Raw genomic sequence first — 16,715 nt, forward strand, 5'->3', positions numbered from 1 at the left:
TTGTTGTCATCCATGGCCGGGAACCCTTGCCGGGCCGGCCCCGTCCAGCCTCTCTCAATAACCCAGCTTGCGCGGCAGCCACAGCGCCAGTTCGGGAAACACCAGCACTGCGACCAGCACCATGAACATCGCGCCCAGCAGCCACACCACCCAGCGCACGGTCGATTCCATCGGCACGCGCGCGATGCGGCACGACACCATCAGGTTCACGGCCAGCGGCGGGGTGAACTGGCCCAGCGCCACCTTCAAGGTCAAAATCACGCCAAACCACACCGGATCCCAGCCGTAGGCATTGGCGATCGGCATGAGCAGCGGCACAAAAATCAGAAAGATCGAGATGCCGTCCAGGAACATGCCCACGGTCATCAGCAGCAGGATCAGCAGCGCCAGCACGCCCCATTCGCCCAGGCCGGAATTGACGATGGCATGCGTGATCGGGTCGATCACGCTCAGCGTCGACAGGGCCCACGCGAAGATCCCGGCCAGCGTCACCACCAGCATGATCACGGCGGACAGCTCGGCGGCTTCGCGCAGGATGGTGTAGAGGTCGCGGAACTTGATGGTGCGGTGGATGAAGCCGCCCACGAACAGGCCATAGAACACCGCGACGACGGCGGCCTCGGTCGGCGTGAACCAGCCCATCCGCATGCCGCCCAGGATCAGCACGGGGGCCGCCAGCCCCCACGACGCTTCGCGCAGGCTCTTCCAGAACGGCGGGCGGGGCAGGTGCGCTTCCAGCGCGCCCATCTTGTACTTGCGGCTGAGCCACACGGCCGGAATGATCAGCGCAAAGCCGGCCAGGATGCCCGGAATCATGCCGGCGGCAAACAGCGCGGGCACCGATGCGCCCGGCACCAGCACGGAATAGATGATGAAGGCCACGGATGGCGGGATCAGGATATCGGTGGCGGCGCCGGCGGCCACCACGGACGCCGAGAACGACCCCGGATAGCCGGCGCGCGACATTGCGGTGATCATCACCGCGCCCACGGCCGCGGCGCAGGCCGGTCCCGAGCCCGAGATGCCGCCCAGAAACATGGCCACCGCAATCGACACCAGCGGCAGCATGCCCGGACCGCGTCCGACGATGGCAATCGCAAAGTCCACCAGCCGCTTGGCCACGCCCGAGCGGTCGAAGATGGAACCCACCAGCACGAACATCGGAATCGCCAGCAGCGGGTACTTCGCCAGCCCGGCATAGAAGTTCTGCGGCACCGTCAGCAGGCCATACCACGGCGTATCCAGGTTGGTCAGCACGATCGCCACCGTGCCGCCAATGCCCAGCGCGACGCCAACCGGCACGCCGATGATCATCAGGACGATGAAGACGGTAAAGAGAATGGCGGCGATCATCGCTGGGCTTCCTGGCCCGGCGCGCGCACGAGGCGGCGCAGCGTGCCGAGCGTGCGCAGCGAAATCGCGGCGGCCATGACCGGCAGCCAGATCGAATACCACCAGGTCGGCACGCCGATGGCCGGCGAGGTCTCCTCGTAGATGTATTCGTCATACACCAGCTTGACCGACAGCACGGTCAGCAGCACGAAGAATCCCAGCACGCAGCTGTTCGAGATCAGCGCCATGATGCGCTGGCGGCGCGGCGAGCCCGAGTCCGCCAGGATCTCGATGCGGATGTGATGATTGCGCACGAACGCCACGCTGCCGCCCGCCATCGTCAGCACGATCAGGAGGAACACGGAGATTTCTTCCGTCCAGGCGAACGACTGATCGGTGAAGTAGCGCACCAGCACATTCAGGAAAGTGATGATGGCCAACGTCGCCAGCAGGATCACGGCCAGCCAGTCCTCGACGGCCAGCGGCACCTTCACGGCGGGATCTGCTTCTACGGGGATGATCGGTTCTACGGGCTCGGCGGGGGCTTCGGGGCGGGACATTTGAGGCAGCGGCCAGCGGGCGCCGAAAGGCGCTTTTCTTGTTGGAAGGGTCGCTGCATCCTACCGTTGCGCTGCCGGGCCAGGTCTTCGTGTTTTCCCGCAATGCGGGGTCGAAGCAACATGCTGCGCCGCATCAACGTGGCGGGGCGGGAACGCCGCCGGGAGGGCAAAAGGGCCGCCTTCCGTCCCGTGGCGCCGGCGATATTGCTTTGCACCATGCCAGTGCGCGGCGTGCGGAATTCTTTTGTAACAATGGCCAAATCGGACCGCTGGAACCCGCCGCGAACTTCGGCTCCGGGAAAACCCCTTAAACGGGTAAAATCCCTGCTTTGCACCCCTCTTTATACGGCGCCCGCATCGTGTCCCTAGTTCAGCATCTGCCTGGTTCCTCCGTCCTGTCCTCCTTTCGACGTGATCGCCTTCTGGCGCAATTGAAGGAAGCCGGCCTGCCGGTGGCCGACATATCCGCCCGCTACGAGCACTTCGTCAGCACCGACGCGGCCCTGACGGCCGAACAGCAGCAGCAACTGTCGCAACTGCTCGACTACGGCACGCCCGCCACGGGTGACGCGCCCGCCAAAAGCGTGTCCCTGCTGGTGATCCCGCGCCTCGGCACGATCTCCCCCTGGGCCAGCAAGGCCACCGACATCGCCCACAACTGCGGCCTGTCGTCGGTGCATCGCATTGAACGCGGCGTGCGCTATGTCATTACGCCCGAACGCGGCCTGCTCGGCGCCAAGTCGCTCGACGAAGCCATGCTGGCGCGCGCGGCCGACTGCCTGCACGACCGCATGACCGAAACCGTGGTGGACGCCAGCTTCGACGGCCAGGCGCTGTTCCAGCCGCTGGCCGGCAAGCCCATGCGCACGGTCGACGTCCAGACGCGCGGCGCCGATGCGCTGGTCGAAGCCAACACCACGCTGGGCCTGGCCCTGTCCGACGACGAGATCGAATACCTGGCCAAGTCCTTCACCGACCTGGGCCGCGATCCCACCGACGTCGAGCTGATGATGTTCGCGCAGGCCAACAGCGAACACTGCCGCCACAAGATCTTCAACGCCGAATGGGTCATCGACGGCCAGTCGCAGCCCAACACGCTGTTCGGCATGATCCGCGCCACGCACAAGGCGCAGCCGCAAGGCACCGTCGTCGCGTACTCGGACAACGCCGCCATCATGGAAGGCGGCCCTGCGCAGCGCTTCCAGGCCGGCGTGCCGGGCCTGGCAGGCCAGGGCGCCGACAGCGCCAAGTACATCCGCCGCGACACCACCGTGCACACGCTCATGAAGGTGGAAACGCACAACCACCCGACCGCCATCGCCCCGTTCCCCGGTGCGTCCACCGGCAACGGCGGCGAAATCCGCGACGAAGGCGCCACCGGCCGCGGCTCCAAGCCCAAGGCGGGCCTCACGGGCTTCACCGTGTCGCACCTGCGCTTTGACGACGCACTGCAACCCTGGGAAGCCGACCACCACGGCCTGCCGGATCGCATCGCTTCGCCGCTGTCCATCATGATCGACGGCCCCATCGGCGGCGCCGCGTTCAACAACGAATTCGGCCGTCCCAACCTGCTGGGCTACTTCCGCTCGTTCGAGCAGACCGCCGGCGGCACGCGCTGGGGCTATCACAAGCCCATCATGATCGCGGGCGGCCTGGGCAGCATCGACGCCGGCCTCACGCACAAGGATGTGATTCCCCCCGGCGCGCTGCTGATCCAATTGGGCGGCCCGGGTTTCCGCATCGGCATGGGCGGCGGCGCCGCCTCCAGCATCAGCATGGGCAGCAACTCGGCTGAACTGGACTTCGACTCCGTCCAGCGCGGCAACCCCGAAATCGAACGCCGCGCCCAAGAGGTCATCGACCGCTGCTGGCAGCAGGCCGAAAACAACCCCATCATCGCGATCCACGACGTGGGCGCGGGCGGCCTGTCCAACGCATTCCCCGAACTGGTCAACGACGCCGGCCGCGGCGCCATCTTCGACCTGAAGCGCGTGCCTCTCGAAGAATCGGGCCTGTCGCCCGCCGAAATCTGGAGCAACGAATCGCAGGAACGCTACGTCCTGTCGATCCTCCCGCAAGACCTCGAACGCTTTGACGCCATCGCCCGCCGCGAACGCTGCCCGTACGCGGTGGTGGGCGTGGCCACCGAAGAGCGCCAGCTGCGCGTGGTGGACGGCGAAGGCCTGCCCGGCCTGGACACGATCCGCCCGCAAGGCGACGCCGAAGTGCGCCCCGTGGACGTGCCCATCGACGTCATCCTGGGCAAGCCGCCGCGCATGACGCGCGACGTCACCCGCCTGCCCGGCGTGTCCGAGCCGCTGGACCTGGCCGGCATCGACCTGACCGAAGCCGCCTACCGCGTGCTGCGCCACCCCACCGTGGCCAACAAGTCCTTCCTCATCACCATCGGCGACCGCACCGTTGGCGGTCTGTCCAGCCGCGACCAGATGGTCGGTCCGTGGCAGGTGCCTGTCGCCGACTGCGCCGTCACGCTGGCCGACTACGAAGGCTTCCGCGGCGAAGCCATGTCGATGGGCGAACGCACCCCCATCGCCATGCTGGACGCCCCGGCTTCGGGCCGCATGGCCGTGGCCGAAGCCCTGACCAACCTGGCGGCGGCCGACGTCGCGCGCCTTGAAGACATCAAGCTGTCGGCCAACTGGATGGCCGCCTGCGGCGTGGCCGGGCAAGACGCCGCGCTGTACGACACCGTGTCCGCCGTCAGCGAACTGTGCCAGGCCACGGGCCTGTCTATCCCGGTCGGCAAGGACTCCCTGTCCATGAAGACCTCCTGGGAACAGGACGGCGAGCAGCGCCAGGTCGTGGCGCCCGTGTCGCTGATCATCACGGCGTTCGCACCCGTTGCTGATGTCCGCGCCAGCCTGACCCCGCAACTGCGCACCGACGCCGGCGACAGCGTCCTGATCCTGATCGACTTGGGCCGCGGCCGTCACCGCATGGGCGGCTCGATCCTGGCGCAGACCTACAACCAGGTCGGCCAGACCGTGCCGGACATCGACGCGCCGCAAGACCTGCGCGCCTTCTTCGTCACCATCCGCACGCTGGCCGAAGCCGGCACCATCCTGTCCTATCACGACCGTTCCGATGGCGGCCTGTTCGCCACGCTGGTCGAAATGGCCTTCGCTGGCCGTACCGGCATCTCGGTCAATCTGGACATGCTGACCTTCGATCCGCAGTCGGCCGATTGGGGCGACTACAAGATCCGTCCGGAACAGGTCGCCGTGCAGCGCGACGAACTGACGCTGAAGGCCCTGTTCTCGGAAGAAGCGGGCGCCGTCATCCAGGTGCCGGCCTCGCAGCGCGACGCCGTCATGCAGGTCCTGCGCGGCGCCGGCCTGTCGGCCCACTCGCACGTCATCGGCGGCCTGAACGGCGCCGACGAAGTCGAGTTCTACCGCGACGGCCGCAAGGTCTGGGGCCAGCCGCGCGCCGATCTGGGCCGCGCGTGGTCCGAAGTCTCGCACCGCATCATGGCGCGCCGCGACAACCCCGCGTGCGCCCAGGCTGAACTGGACGTCTGGAACGACACCAAGGATCCGGGCATGAGCCCGACCGTGGCCTTCGACCCGCAAGAGGACGTGGCCGCGCCGTTCATCAATACCGGCAAGCGTCCGCGCGTGGCCATCCTGCGCGAGCAGGGTTGCAACAGCCAGGTCGAAATGGCCTGGGCCTTCGATACCTCGGGCTTCGAGGCCATCGACGTCCACATGACCGACCTCCTGTCCGGTCGCCTGGACCTTGCCCAGATGCAGGGCCTGGTCGCCGTCGGCGGCTTCAGCTACGGCGACGTGCTGGGCGCCGGCGACGGCTGGGCGCGCACCATCCGCTTCAATAGCAAGCTGTCGGATCAATTCGCCGCGTACTTCGCGCGTCCCGATACCTTTGCGCTGGGCGTGTGCAACGGCTGCCAGATGATGGCCGCGCTGGCGCCCATGATCCCGGGCGCCGAGCACTGGCCGCGCTTCACGCGCAACCAGTCCGAAAAGTACGAAGCCCGTCTGTCGATGGTGGAAATCGCCAAGTCGCCGTCCATCTTCTTTGCCGGCATGGAAGGCGCCCGCGTGCCGGTCGCCGTGGCCCACGGTGAAGGCTTTGCCGACTTCTCGCAGCAGGGCGACGCCAGCCGCGTGCTGGCCGGCGCGCGCTTCATCGACAACTATGGCCAAGCCACCGAAGCCTATCCGTTCAACCCGAACGGCAGCCCGGGCGGCCTGACCTCGGTCACCACGGCCGACGGCCGCTTCACGGTGATGATGCCGCACCCGGAACGCGTGACCCGCAACGTCATGATGTCGTGGGCGCCCGAGAAGTGGGGCAATGCGGACTCGGGCGGTGCGTTCAGCCCGTGGATGCGCATCTTCCGCAACGCGCGCGCTTGGCTGAAGTAGGCGTTTCGGGCTAAGCCCCGAACCCCTGGCCACCAAAACCGCCGCGGCTCGTCCGCGGCGGTTTTGCGTTGACGGCCTTGCCGCGGCGGCGATGATTCCGCCGCCGAAGGGGGGAGCGCTGGCGGCAGGCGCACAAGCTGTCCGCCCCGCGGTCCGCTCAACGCATGTAACCCGGTGAAATATTTAACTTTTCATTGCATTGCGCCGTTAAGGGGAAAGCGTTACGCAACCCCCGGAGTGGCTTTCAATGTTCAAGAATTTAAGTATCCGCGCAATCCTGACGACCGCCTTGGCCGTCTTCTTTGCACTCTTTCTGGTGACCGGCATCGCGGTCTACCAGCAACTGACCTCCAACCGCACCTCGATCGAGGTGATGCTGGACACCAACCTGGTCCGCGCCAATTCGCTGGACGACGCGGCGTCGGACCTGCTGCGCGCCCGCGTGGTGCTGCTGGCGGCGCATAGCGCGCTGCTCGAAGGCAAGAGCCTGGACACCACGGCCAGCAACATGCAGCGCATGGACAGCTACGTCACCAAGGCCACCGGTCAGATCGAAGCCGCGCGCAAGCTGCCGGAAACGTCGCCGCAGGGCAAGCCTCTGTTCGAGGCGGCGCTGGCCGCCTACGACGTCTACGTGCGCGAGGCCATCGGCCCGATGATCGCCGCCATTCGCGCCGGCGACGCCAAGGAGGCCGGCCGCATCAATCAGGAAAAGGTTAGCCCGCTGGGCACCAAGTTCACCCAGGCCAACCAGCAATACGTCGACTTCGCCGACGAAGTCGGCCAGCGCGTGGCGCGCGATTCCGCCGCGCGCATCAATACCGCGATCGTCTTCCTGATCTGTCTGCTGGTCGTGGTGGCCGCACTGGTCGTGGGCCTGTATGTGGTCTTCGGCCGCGCCGTCTTCCGTCCGTTGCATGAAGCCGGGCGCCTGTTCGACCGCATCGCCAGCGGCGACCTGACCAACCGCATCGAGCAGCGCGGCAACAATGAGATCGGCGTCCTGTACGGCGCCGTCAAGCGCATGCAGGACAGCCTGGCGCGCACGGTGTCGGCCGTCCGTCTGGGCGTTGAAGAGATCCACACCGGCTCGCGCGAAATCGCCGCGGGCAACATCGACCTGTCCTCGCGCACCGAGCAGCAGGCTGCCTCGCTGGAAGAAACCGCCGCCAGCATGGACGAACTGTCCTCCACCGTGAAGAACAATGCCGACAGCTCGCGCAGCGCGGCGCAACTGGCGATGGCGGCATCCGAAGTCGCCACGCGCGGCGGCCAGGCGGTCGGCGACGTGGTCGGCACGATGCGCGGCATTGCCGACAGCTCGCATCGCATCTCCGACATCGTCGGCGTGATCGACGGCATTGCCTTCCAGACCAACATCCTGGCGCTGAACGCCGCGGTCGAAGCCGCGCGCGCGGGCGAGCAGGGCAAGGGTTTCGCCGTGGTGGCCAGCGAAGTGCGTGCGCTGGCGCAGCGCAGCGCAGCCGCCGCCAAGGAGATCAAGGGCCTGATCGACGACTCCGTGCAGAAGGTCTCGGTGGGTTCAGACCAGGTGGAGGCCGCCGGCGCCACCATGCAGGAGATCGTGACGTCGGTGCGCCGCGTGGCGGACATCATCAACGAGATCTCCAGCGCGTCCGAGGAGCAGTCGCAGGGCATCGAGCAGGTGAACCAGGCCGTGTCGCAGATGGACAGCGTGACGCAGCAGAACGCGGCGCTGGTCGAAGAGGCCGCGGCCTCGGCGGCATCGCTGGAAACGCAGGCCCAGCGCCTGCGCGACGCGGTTGCGGTGTTCAAACTGCAATCCGGCCGGGTGATCGACGCTGAAGCTCCCGCGCTGGACAACCGCGGCGCTGAACCGGCCCTCATCGGCGCCTGATTCCGCCCGCCAAAGTTACGCGCCAATAAAAAGCCGGCCCCGAAGGCCGGCTTGCATGTACCACGCAAGGCCCCGACGCATGACGCGCCGGGGCCTTTTGCATTACTGGTCGAGCTGGATCTTGGCGTCGTTGGCGACGTTCTTCCACTTCTTCACGTCGCTGGCGATCACTTGCTGGAAGGCGTCCGACGAACCGGCCACCACGGTGCCGCCCAGGCTGGCCATCTTGGCCTTCACTTCCGGCGTGTTCAGCGCCTTGACCGAGGCGTCGTGCAGCTTGGTCTTCACGGCTTCCGGCAGGTTCTTCGGGGCCAGCAGGCCGTTCCACGCGTTGGCTTCATAGCGCGTCAGGCCGGCTTCCTTGAAGGTCGGCGTGTCGGGCAGTTCCGGCGAACGCACGTCGGCGGCGATGGCGATCGGGCGGATCTGGCCGCTCTTGATGTAGGGCAGCGAGGCCGGCACCGGTTCCCAGATCATCGACACCTGGCCGCTGATCACGTCGGTGAAAGCGGGGCCCGCGCCGCGGTAGGCGATGTGCATCAGGTGCGAACCCGTCATCGACTTCATCAGTTCCATGGCCAGGTTGCCCAGGCCGCCCGCGCCGGACGACGCGTACGTGTACTTGTCCGGATTGGCCTTCGACTGCGCGATCAGCGCGTTCAGGTCGGCGGCGGGGAAGTCCTTGGTGACGCTCAGCACGCCGGGCACGGTGACCAGTTGCGTGATGGCCGTGAAGTCCTGCGACGCATCGTACGTCAGGTTCTTGTAGACGGCGGGGTTCGTGCCGTGGGTGCTGGAGGAGGCCAGCAGGATGGTGTAGCCGTCGGGTGCGGCGTCGGCGACGTAGCGCGTGCCGATCGAACCGCCTGCGCCGGCCTTGTTCTCGACCACCACCGTGACGCCGAGCTCGGTGCCCAGTTGCGCGGCGAAGACGCGGCCGATGATGTCGGCGGTGCCGCCCGGGGCGAACGGCACGATCATGCGGATGGGCTTGCTCGGGTAGTCGGACTGCTGGGCCGAAGCGCCGGCCGCCAGCGTGGCGCCGGTCAGGAGCGCCAGGGCGATGGTGGTTTTCTTCAGGGTCATCTGTATCTCCACGAGAAGGTTAGTCGAGGCTGCGATCGAGCCAATCGACGATCAATCCGGCAATGTGGTCGCTGTTGCGATCCAGCATGCAGAAGTGCGAGTTGCCGGCGATGCCGGCAGCGGGCAGGTCCAGCACGTCGGCGCGTTGTCCGGCCGCGCGCAGGGCGTTCCAATAGGCGTCCGTCTGGGCGCGATAGCGCTGCCAGGTGTCGTCCGCGGTGAAGTGATCGCCCCAGACCAGCAATTGCGGGGGCAACTGACAGGAGGCCTGGGCCGGGGTGCCGGTGGGTTCGACGGCCACGACGGCGCGCACGGTCGCGGCATATTCCTGCGCTAGCTGCGTGACAAAGCCGCCGCCCTGGCTGTGGCCGACCAGGATGCAAGGACCCACGAAGTCGAGCAGCGCGCGATAGGCGTCCAGCGCCATGTCGCCGTGCGTCAGCCAGCGCGGGACGAACTGTTTGGAAAAGGTGTCGAACGCCTCGACGGGAAACTGCTGTCCCGGATACGCCTGGCGCGGTTCGCCGGCCGGCGCATAGCCCGAGGCCGGGCCGATGCGGAACAGCCGCCACGCTTCTTCCTTGGATCGGAAGATGGGGGCCGAGTCGTAGACCTCGGGAAACATCGCCCACGAGGCGCGGCCGCGTTCCGGCGCGTCGGACACGAAGACGTCGTAGCCGGCCTGCAGCAGGCGCCACAACCAGCCGTCGCGGCCATCCGGCGTGCTTTCCCATTGCGCGCCGGTCATGCCGCCGCCATGCCATAGCAGGACGGGGTAAGGCCGCGTCGGCTCGGCGAGGCGGTACTCCTGGACATACAACTGGCCGACGCTGTAGCCGCCGTTCATGTCGATGAGCCGGGGCGACGCATTGCCGACCACCTTTTGCTGCTGCATCGGCAGTCCGCCGGCCACGACTTCGACGCCGCCCAGGTAATGGCTGCGGATGGACTTGAGCTGGACAGGGATGTCGGACATAGGGTTTTCCAGGAGTGGATGCGGGGATATTAGTTGCAAGGTGTTTCTGTCTTGTGCAAAATGCGCACTCGTTGTGCCGAACAGGCACAGCCGATGAGCCGCTGGCCAACACGCATCCAGCCCCGGACAGACATGGGGCGGGGCAGGAGAAGACGCATGGACATCAAATGGCTGGAAGACTTCGTCGCGCTGTCGAAGTCGCGCAACCTGTTTCAGGCCGCGGAGTCGCGCAACGTGACGCACCCGGCGTTCGGGCGCCGCATCAAGGCGCTAGAGGATTGGGCGGGTGTGCCGCTGGTCGAACGCGGCCACCAGGTGTCCACGCTGAACGCCGCCGGCCGTAGCGTGCTGGCCGCCGCCATCGACGTGCTGGACATCCTGCACGAGACGCGCGAAGCGCTGCAGAAACCCGAACAGGAACGCGCCCGCAAGATCACCATCGCATCAGGCAAGACGCTGGCGCACTCGGTGCTGCCGGGGCTGATGGCCGGCGTGCAGCGCAGCCTGCCCGCGTTTCAGTTGAAGGTGATCACCACGACGCTGAATTACGGCGTAGACATGCTGGGGGACGGCGAGGTCGATTTCCTTTTGTGCCATGCCCACGAACCGCTGTACGCCAAGATCGACAATCCCAATTACCGTTGCCGGCGCGTGGGTGCCGACAAGCTGGTGGCCGTGAGCGCGCCCGTGGCGCCCGGCGGCCGTCACCCCCGGTTCGCGGTGCCCAAACTGGCGTCCGACCCGCCCGTGCCTTTCCTGGCCTACGCCGACAGCATGTCGCTGGGCCGCATCCTGCACGACAAACTGCGCGGCCTGTGCGAGGTGCCGCTGCTGCATACCACCTACGAGTCCGACCTGGCCGACGCGCTGCACGCCATGGCGCGCCAGGGTTTCGGCCTGGCCTGGCTGCCGCACACGCTCGTCGAACCCGACCTGCGTGACGGCCGGCTGGTCCGCGCCGACGGCGCCCGCAACGACATCCATATGGAAATCCGCCTGTACCAGTCGGTCGGCAACACCAAGCCCCTGGCCCGCGAGGTGTGGAGCCGCATCGAGGCTTACGCAGCCAAATAACGCCGTTTGCCCGCGCAGGCATAAAATAGCGATTTGCCCCTTTCCCGCACACAGGAAGCCAGCGCCATGAACGCACGCATCCCCGAAGACGCATTGCCGCCCACCCTTGATCCCAAAGCCCTCCAGGACTTCGTGGACGACAAGTGGGACAACGAGATCATCCCCGCGCTGACCGACTACATCGCCATTCCCGCCAAGAGCCCGGCCTTTGACGCCGACTGGGAAAAGAACGCGTTCATCGAGCGCGTGGTGCGCGATGCGGCGCAGTGGGTCGAAGCGCAAAAAGTCTCCGGCCTGAAGCTGGAAGTGGTGCGCCTGCCGGGCCGCACGCCCGTCATCTTCTTTGACGCGCCCGCCACCCGCAGTGACAACGGCGACACCGTGTTGCTCTACGGCCACCTGGACAAGCAACCTGAATTCTCGGGCTGGCGTGCCGGACTCGGTCCGTGGACGCCCAAGTACGAAGACGGCAAGCTCTACGGCCGCGGCGGCGCCGACGACGGCTACGCCGTGTACGCTTCGCTGACCGCCATCATGGCGCTGGACAAGCAGGGCATCCCGCGTCCGCGTTGCGTCGGCATCGTCGAGACCTGTGAAGAATCCGGCAGCTACGACCTGCTGCCGTACGTCGACGCGCTGCGCGACCGCCTGGGCAACGTGGCCCTGGTAGTGTGCCTGGATTCCGGCGCCGGCAACTACGACCAGCTCTGGATGACCACGTCGCTGCGCGGCATGGTGTCGGGCACGCTGGAAGTCCAGGTCCTGGACGAAGGCGTGCACTCGGGCGACTCCAGCGGCGTCGTCCCGTCCTCGTTCCGCATTCTGCGCCACCTGCTGGACCGCCTGGAAGACAGCGGCACCGGCCGTCTGCTGCCGCAAAGCCTGCACTGCGAAATCCCCGCCGAACGCATCGAACAGGTCAGCGCCACCGCGCGCATCCTGGGCGACGAAGTGTGGCGCCGTTTCCCCTGGAGCTGCGGCGCCGACGGCGGCTTCGTGCTGCCCATGACCACTGAACCCGAGCAGGCGCTGCTGAACCGCACGTGGCGCCCCACGCTGTCGGTGACCGGCGCCGAAGGCCTGCCGCCGCTGTCCAGCGCCGGCAACGTGCTGCGCCCGCGCACCGCCTTCAAGCTGTCGCTGCGTCTGCCGCCGCTGGTGGACGCGGTGGCCGCCTCGCAGGAAATCAAGGAACTGCTCGAAGCCGACGCGCCCTATAACGCCAAGGTCATCTTCAAGGCCAACGAAGGCGCCGCCACCGGTTGGAATGCGCCCGCCACGGTGCCGTGGCTGACGCAGGCCCTGGACGCCGCTTCGCAGCAGTACTACGGCGCACCCTGCGGCTACATCGGCCAGGGCGGCACGATTCCGCTGATGAGCATCCTGCAAAAGGGCTTCCCGCAGGCGCAGTTCATGGTGTGCGGCGTGCTGGGTCCCAAGTCCAACGCGCACGGCCCCAACGAATTCCTGCACGTGCCGTACGGCAAGAAGCTGACCGCCGCCGTGGCCCAGACCATGGCCGCCATGCCGGCCGCTTGACCTGCACGCGTGCCATGCAGAGCGCGGGGCCGTCGGCCTTGCGCTCTTTCTATTTCCAGGACTGATTCCATGATTTCCACTTCCGACGCCTACGCCAACGTGGTCGCAGAAACCCGCCACTGGCTGAACCAGGCGGTGATCGGCCTGAACCTCTGTCCCTTCGCCAAGGCGGTGCAGGTCAAGGACCAGATCCGCTTTGCCGTCAGCGACGCCACCGACGCCGAGGGCGTGCTGACCGACCTGCAGGACGAGCTGGCGCTGCTGGCCGAAACCGATCCGGACAAGATCGACACCACGCTGCTCATCATCCCCGACGCGCTGGACGACTTCATGGAGTTCAACGACTTCGAAGACCTGTCCGATCGTCTGCTCAAGCGCATGCGTCTGGTGGGCGAGTTGCAGGTGGCCACCTTCCACCCGCAATTCCAGTTCGCCGACACGCAGCCGGACGACATCGAGAACTACACCAACCGCTCGCCCTATCCCATCCTGCATCTGCTGCGCGAAGACAGCATCGACCGCGCGGTGGAGTCGTTCCCGGATGCCGCCGAGATCTACGAGAAGAACATCGACACGATGAACAAGCTCGGGCTGGAAGGGTGGAAAAAGCTGATGACGAAGGCCTGATCGGCGGGCCTTGATCGGGCCTTGATCGGGCCGCGACTCGGCCCACATCAAGTCCCCGCATCGGGTTCGGCATCGGGTCCCGTATCGCGTCCATCACCCAGGCTGTTACCGGGATATCCCTAGATAGCCCGTCGGTTGTATTGCATACAACATACGATCATTGTGACCGTCGCCGATCGGCGGCGGCCTGTACGTCCTTCCCCTTTTCATTGTCTTGCCTCGCGGCCCCCATCGGCCGCGCGTTGGCCTTTGCCTTTGTCTGGAGAGCCGTATGCGATTCACCCGCCGTCATGCCCTGGGCGCGCTCGCCGCCTTGCCGTTGATCTCGCGCCCGGCCTGGGCCCAGCAGAACGCCTTTCCGACGCGTCCCGTGCGTCTGCTGGTGGGCTTTGCGCCCGGCGGGCTGACCGACATTGCCGCGCGCGCGCTGGCCGACCGCATGGGCAAGACCCTCAAGCAGAACGTCGTCGTTGAAAACCGCCCGGGCGGGCAGGCCATCATCGCCACCGTCGCGGTGGCGCGGGCCGAGCCCGACGGCTACACGCTGGGCTTTGCCGGCACCAACGGCATGATTCTCAACCCCTTGCTCTACAACAACCTGCCGTACCAGCCATCGGACTTCAAGCAATTGGGATCCATGGGCAAATCGCCCATGCTGCTGATCGTGCATCCCGACCTGGGCGTGAACACCGTGCAGGAGTTCATTGACCTGGCCAAGAAAAAGCCCAACGACATCACCTGCGCGCATGCCGGCCGCGGCGTCATCAATCATCTCGCGCTGCTGCATTTCCAGTCGAAGACCGGCACGCAATTCCAGGACGTGCCCTACAAGGGCAGCGGTCCGGCGCTGTTGGACCTGATGGCGGGCACCGTGCAAAGCACGTTCGACTTCCCGACCTCGGCGCTGCCCAACATCAAGTCCGGCAAATTGAAAGTGCTGGCCGTCACTGCGGACAAGCGGCTGTCCAGTCTGCCCGATGTCCCCACGATGAAGGAAGCGGGCGTCGACGATTTCGAGCTCTACACCCGCATGATGATCTCCGGCCCCGCCGGCATGCCCGCCGACGTCGTGAAGACGCTGGAGCACGCCGTGCGCGAAGGCACGCGCGATCCCAGCCTGGTCCAGCAATTTGCGGAGCAGGGCGTGGCCGTGGAGTTCACCTCGTCCGCAGATCTGGATAAGGTCATTGCCGACGAATCCGCCATGTGGGCGCAGGTCATCAAGGCCAACGGCGTGCCCAAGACCGACCTGAAGGCTTAAGGCCGCGACGGCAAGGAGACGACAGTGACACAGCCCCGTATCACCGTAACGCCCGAACGCGCGCTGATCGACGTCGAGCGCGACATCCGCATCGAAGGCTTTCCGGCTTATGCCTTTATCACCGTCACGGCCAGCATGCACATGTGCGGCGCGGCGTGGCGCTCGGAGGCCGTGTTCGTGGCCGGCCACGACGGACGCCTGGACTTGCGGCGCGATAGCCCCGTGTCCGGCTCGTACGCCGAACCGTCGGCCATGGGCATCGTCTGGTCCATGGTGTGCCAGGACATGGACCGCGTGGTGTTTCCGCCCGACAGCACGGATGCGCTGACCGTGCACCTTCACGCCACGAATGGCGCGCTGTCGGCAGAGGCCACTTTGGTGCAGGACTTCCTGGCGGACGGTGTCACGCACCGGTCCGTGCGCGAAGAGGTGGACGGCATGTCGCTGTCTGGCGAACTGTTCGTGCCGGCCGGACCCGGCCCGCATCCCGTCGTGGTCTACATGAACGGCTCGTCGGGTGGCGTCAACGCGCCCCGCGCCGCGCTGTTTGCCGCTCGCGGCTATCAATGCCTGGCGTTGGCGATCTTCAACTACGACGGCCGTCCGAAGTACTTGAACGACATGCCGCTCGAATACTTCGAAGCCGCCCTGAAATGGGTCCGCAAATCGCTGCAGCCGCGCGACGGCTTCGTGGCGGTGTCGGGCATCAGCCGGGGTGGAGAGACATCGTTGCTCGTTGCCTCGCATTTCCCCGACTTGGTCAGCGCGGTCGTCGCGTACGTGCCGTCGCCCGTGATGCACGGCGTGGTCAGCGCCGGCGCGCCGGGCACGGGCCGCGATGCCCAGGTCTGGACCCGGCATGGCGAGCCCCTGCCGCACCTGTGGCAAGACAACGCCACGGCCGACTGGAACGCCGCCTATGCCTCCGAGCCGCCGTATCGCCAGACCCTGGCATTCCTGAGCGCCACGCGCGATGCTTCGGCCTTCGAGCGCGCGCGCATTCCCGTCGAAAACTATCCTGGACCGGTCATGCTGGTCAGCGCGTCCGACGACGGCTTCTGGCCCAGCACCGCGTATTCCGAAATGGTGGTGAGGCAGCGACAGGCGTTCGATCTGCCCACGAACCACTACGTCTGCGCCGGGGCGGGCCACCATGTCCACTATCCCTGCCTGCCCGCCACGCTGATCAACAAACCGCACGCGATGTCGGGACTGCTGCTGGATGCGGGCGGCACGCCGTCTGCCAATGCTGCGGGGAACGAAGGATCGTACCGGGCGGTACTGGATTTCCTGGCGCAGGCTCGGGCTGGGCAAGGGTAGGGCATCCCGCGCGCAACAAAAAGGACCGGCAGTGCCGGTCCTTAACTCTGCCCACGTCAGCATCACTGCTGGCGGATGGCCTCGACCTGGATCTTCAGCTTCACCTCCGGCTTGAAGCCCATGTCCAACCCGAAATTCATGCCAAAGTCCTTGCGGCTGAATTCCGTGGAGACATCGGCGCCGCAGACCTCGCGCTTGACCATCGGATGATCGATGCATTTGAAGTCGTCGATATCGAGCTTCACCTGGCGCGTGACGCCGCGCAGCGTCAGGTCGCCCGTGGCTTCCTCCGGCTTGTCGTCGTCGAACTTGGTGAACTTGCCCTTGAACGTGGCGGTGGGGTACTTGGCTGCGTCGAAGATATCCGGCGCGATCGCGTGCTGGTTCATTTCGTCGTGGCCGAAGTCCACCGACTTGATGTCCACGGTGACTTCCAGGGTGCCAGTGCGCGCCGCGCGGTCCAGCACGACCACGCCGCTGGACTGGTTGAACTTGCCCCGCCAGGTCGACAGGCCGCCAAAGTGATCGGCCTCGAAGCTGGGGTACGTGTGCGAGGGATCAAGGTCATACGTGACCGGCGCGGCGGTCGCGGCGAAGGTCATCGACAGCGCACTTGCGCCCAGCAACAGGGACGGGATCAACTTCATTGCGG

General features: G+C 66.4%; 12 protein-coding genes. 7 read left to right on the forward strand and 5 right to left on the reverse strand.

The window, feature by feature from the left end:
• Positions 1–54 precede the first annotated feature (54 nt).
• Positions 55–1,353 carry a TRAP transporter large permease gene (locus HV681_RS00145; protein ID WP_175121142.1) on the reverse strand — a complete coding sequence of 433 codons (1,299 nt, stop codon included), beginning with the start codon at positions 1,351–1,353 and terminating at the stop codon, positions 55–57.
• On the reverse strand, positions 1,350–1,892 hold the full coding sequence (locus HV681_RS00150) for a TRAP transporter small permease (RefSeq protein WP_175121143.1): 543 nt from the start codon (positions 1,890–1,892) through the stop codon (positions 1,350–1,352). The genes HV681_RS00145 and HV681_RS00150 overlap by 4 nt, the downstream gene beginning before the upstream one ends.
• A 359-nt stretch (positions 1,893–2,251) precedes the next feature.
• Here HV681_RS00150 and purL point away from each other — a divergent pair, with 359 nt between their 5' ends.
• On the forward strand, positions 2,252–6,301 hold the full coding sequence (purL, locus tag HV681_RS00155) for a phosphoribosylformylglycinamidine synthase (RefSeq protein WP_175121144.1): 4,050 nt from the start codon (positions 2,252–2,254) through the stop codon (positions 6,299–6,301).
• A gap of 247 nt (positions 6,302–6,548) precedes the next feature.
• On the forward strand, positions 6,549–8,180 hold the full coding sequence (locus tag HV681_RS00160) for a methyl-accepting chemotaxis protein (RefSeq protein WP_175121145.1): 1,632 nt from the start codon (positions 6,549–6,551) through the stop codon (positions 8,178–8,180).
• 102 nt (positions 8,181–8,282) lie between these two features.
• On the opposite strand, the gene HV681_RS00165 is transcribed toward HV681_RS00160, so the two are convergent.
• Both HV681_RS00165 and HV681_RS00170 read right to left on the reverse strand, forming a co-directional pair.
• Complete coding sequence (locus HV681_RS00165) at positions 8,283–9,266, reverse strand: Bug family tripartite tricarboxylate transporter substrate binding protein (protein ID WP_175121146.1); 984 nt, start codon at positions 9,264–9,266, stop codon at positions 8,283–8,285.
• Between the two features lie 19 nt (positions 9,267–9,285).
• Entirely contained in the window at positions 9,286–10,242 is a 957-nt protein-coding gene (locus tag HV681_RS00170) for an alpha/beta hydrolase (RefSeq protein ID WP_175121147.1), read from the reverse strand.
• 156 nt (positions 10,243–10,398) lie between these two features.
• Here HV681_RS00170 and HV681_RS00175 point away from each other — a divergent pair, with 156 nt between their 5' ends.
• From HV681_RS00175 to HV681_RS00195, 5 genes are all read left to right on the forward strand, one after another.
• Positions 10,399–11,316: a LysR family transcriptional regulator gene (locus HV681_RS00175; protein ID WP_175121148.1), complete on the forward strand. Its 918-nt coding sequence runs from the start codon at positions 10,399–10,401 to the stop codon at positions 11,314–11,316.
• 66 nt (positions 11,317–11,382) lie between these two features.
• Complete coding sequence (locus HV681_RS00180; protein WP_062841085.1) at positions 11,383–12,855, forward strand: M20 family metallopeptidase; 1,473 nt, start codon at positions 11,383–11,385, stop codon at positions 12,853–12,855.
• A gap of 69 nt (positions 12,856–12,924) precedes the next feature.
• Positions 12,925–13,482 carry a DUF1415 domain-containing protein gene (locus tag HV681_RS00185; RefSeq protein WP_175121149.1) on the forward strand — a complete coding sequence of 186 codons (558 nt, stop codon included), beginning with the start codon at positions 12,925–12,927 and terminating at the stop codon, positions 13,480–13,482.
• Positions 13,483–13,753: 271 nt separating this feature from the next.
• On the forward strand, positions 13,754–14,743 hold the full coding sequence (locus tag HV681_RS00190; protein WP_175121150.1) for a Bug family tripartite tricarboxylate transporter substrate binding protein: 990 nt from the start codon (positions 13,754–13,756) through the stop codon (positions 14,741–14,743).
• A gap of 24 nt (positions 14,744–14,767) precedes the next feature.
• Positions 14,768–16,063, forward strand: coding sequence for an acyl-CoA thioesterase/bile acid-CoA:amino acid N-acyltransferase family protein (locus HV681_RS00195; RefSeq protein WP_175121151.1), 1,296 nt, complete (start codon positions 14,768–14,770; stop codon positions 16,061–16,063).
• A gap of 62 nt (positions 16,064–16,125) precedes the next feature.
• On the opposite strand, the gene HV681_RS00200 is transcribed toward HV681_RS00195, so the two are convergent.
• A complete protein-coding gene (locus HV681_RS00200; RefSeq protein ID WP_175121152.1) occupies positions 16,126–16,710 on the reverse strand; it encodes a YceI family protein in 585 nt (194 codons plus the stop codon).
• Positions 16,711–16,715 lie beyond the last annotated feature (5 nt).

The organism is Achromobacter animicus (assembly GCF_902859585.1).
In the GTDB taxonomy this organism is placed as follows: Bacteria; Pseudomonadota; Gammaproteobacteria; order Burkholderiales; family Burkholderiaceae_B; genus Achromobacter; species Achromobacter animicus.

Bases quoted from the DNA above. Each gene is read 5' to 3' on its own strand.
- HV681_RS00145 (WP_175121142.1), bottom strand. From the start codon at position 1,353: ATGATCGCCGCCATTCTCTTTACCGTCTTCATCGTCCTGATGATCATC.
- HV681_RS00150 (WP_175121143.1), bottom strand. From the start codon at position 1,892: ATGTCCCGCCCCGAAGCCCCCGCCGAGCCCGTAGAACCGATCATCCCC.
- HV681_RS00160 (WP_175121145.1), top strand. From the start codon at position 6,549: ATGTTCAAGAATTTAAGTATCCGCGCAATCCTGACGACCGCCTTGGCC.
- HV681_RS00165 (WP_175121146.1), bottom strand. From the start codon at position 9,266: ATGACCCTGAAGAAAACCACCATCGCCCTGGCGCTCCTGACCGGCGCC.
- HV681_RS00170 (WP_175121147.1), bottom strand. From the start codon at position 10,242: ATGTCCGACATCCCTGTCCAGCTCAAGTCCATCCGCAGCCATTACCTG.
- HV681_RS00175 (WP_175121148.1), top strand. From the start codon at position 10,399: ATGGACATCAAATGGCTGGAAGACTTCGTCGCGCTGTCGAAGTCGCGC.
- HV681_RS00180 (WP_062841085.1), top strand. From the start codon at position 11,383: ATGAACGCACGCATCCCCGAAGACGCATTGCCGCCCACCCTTGATCCC.
- HV681_RS00185 (WP_175121149.1), top strand. From the start codon at position 12,925: ATGATTTCCACTTCCGACGCCTACGCCAACGTGGTCGCAGAAACCCGC.
- HV681_RS00190 (WP_175121150.1), top strand. From the start codon at position 13,754: ATGCGATTCACCCGCCGTCATGCCCTGGGCGCGCTCGCCGCCTTGCCG.
- HV681_RS00200 (WP_175121152.1), bottom strand. From the start codon at position 16,710: ATGAAGTTGATCCCGTCCCTGTTGCTGGGCGCAAGTGCGCTGTCGATG.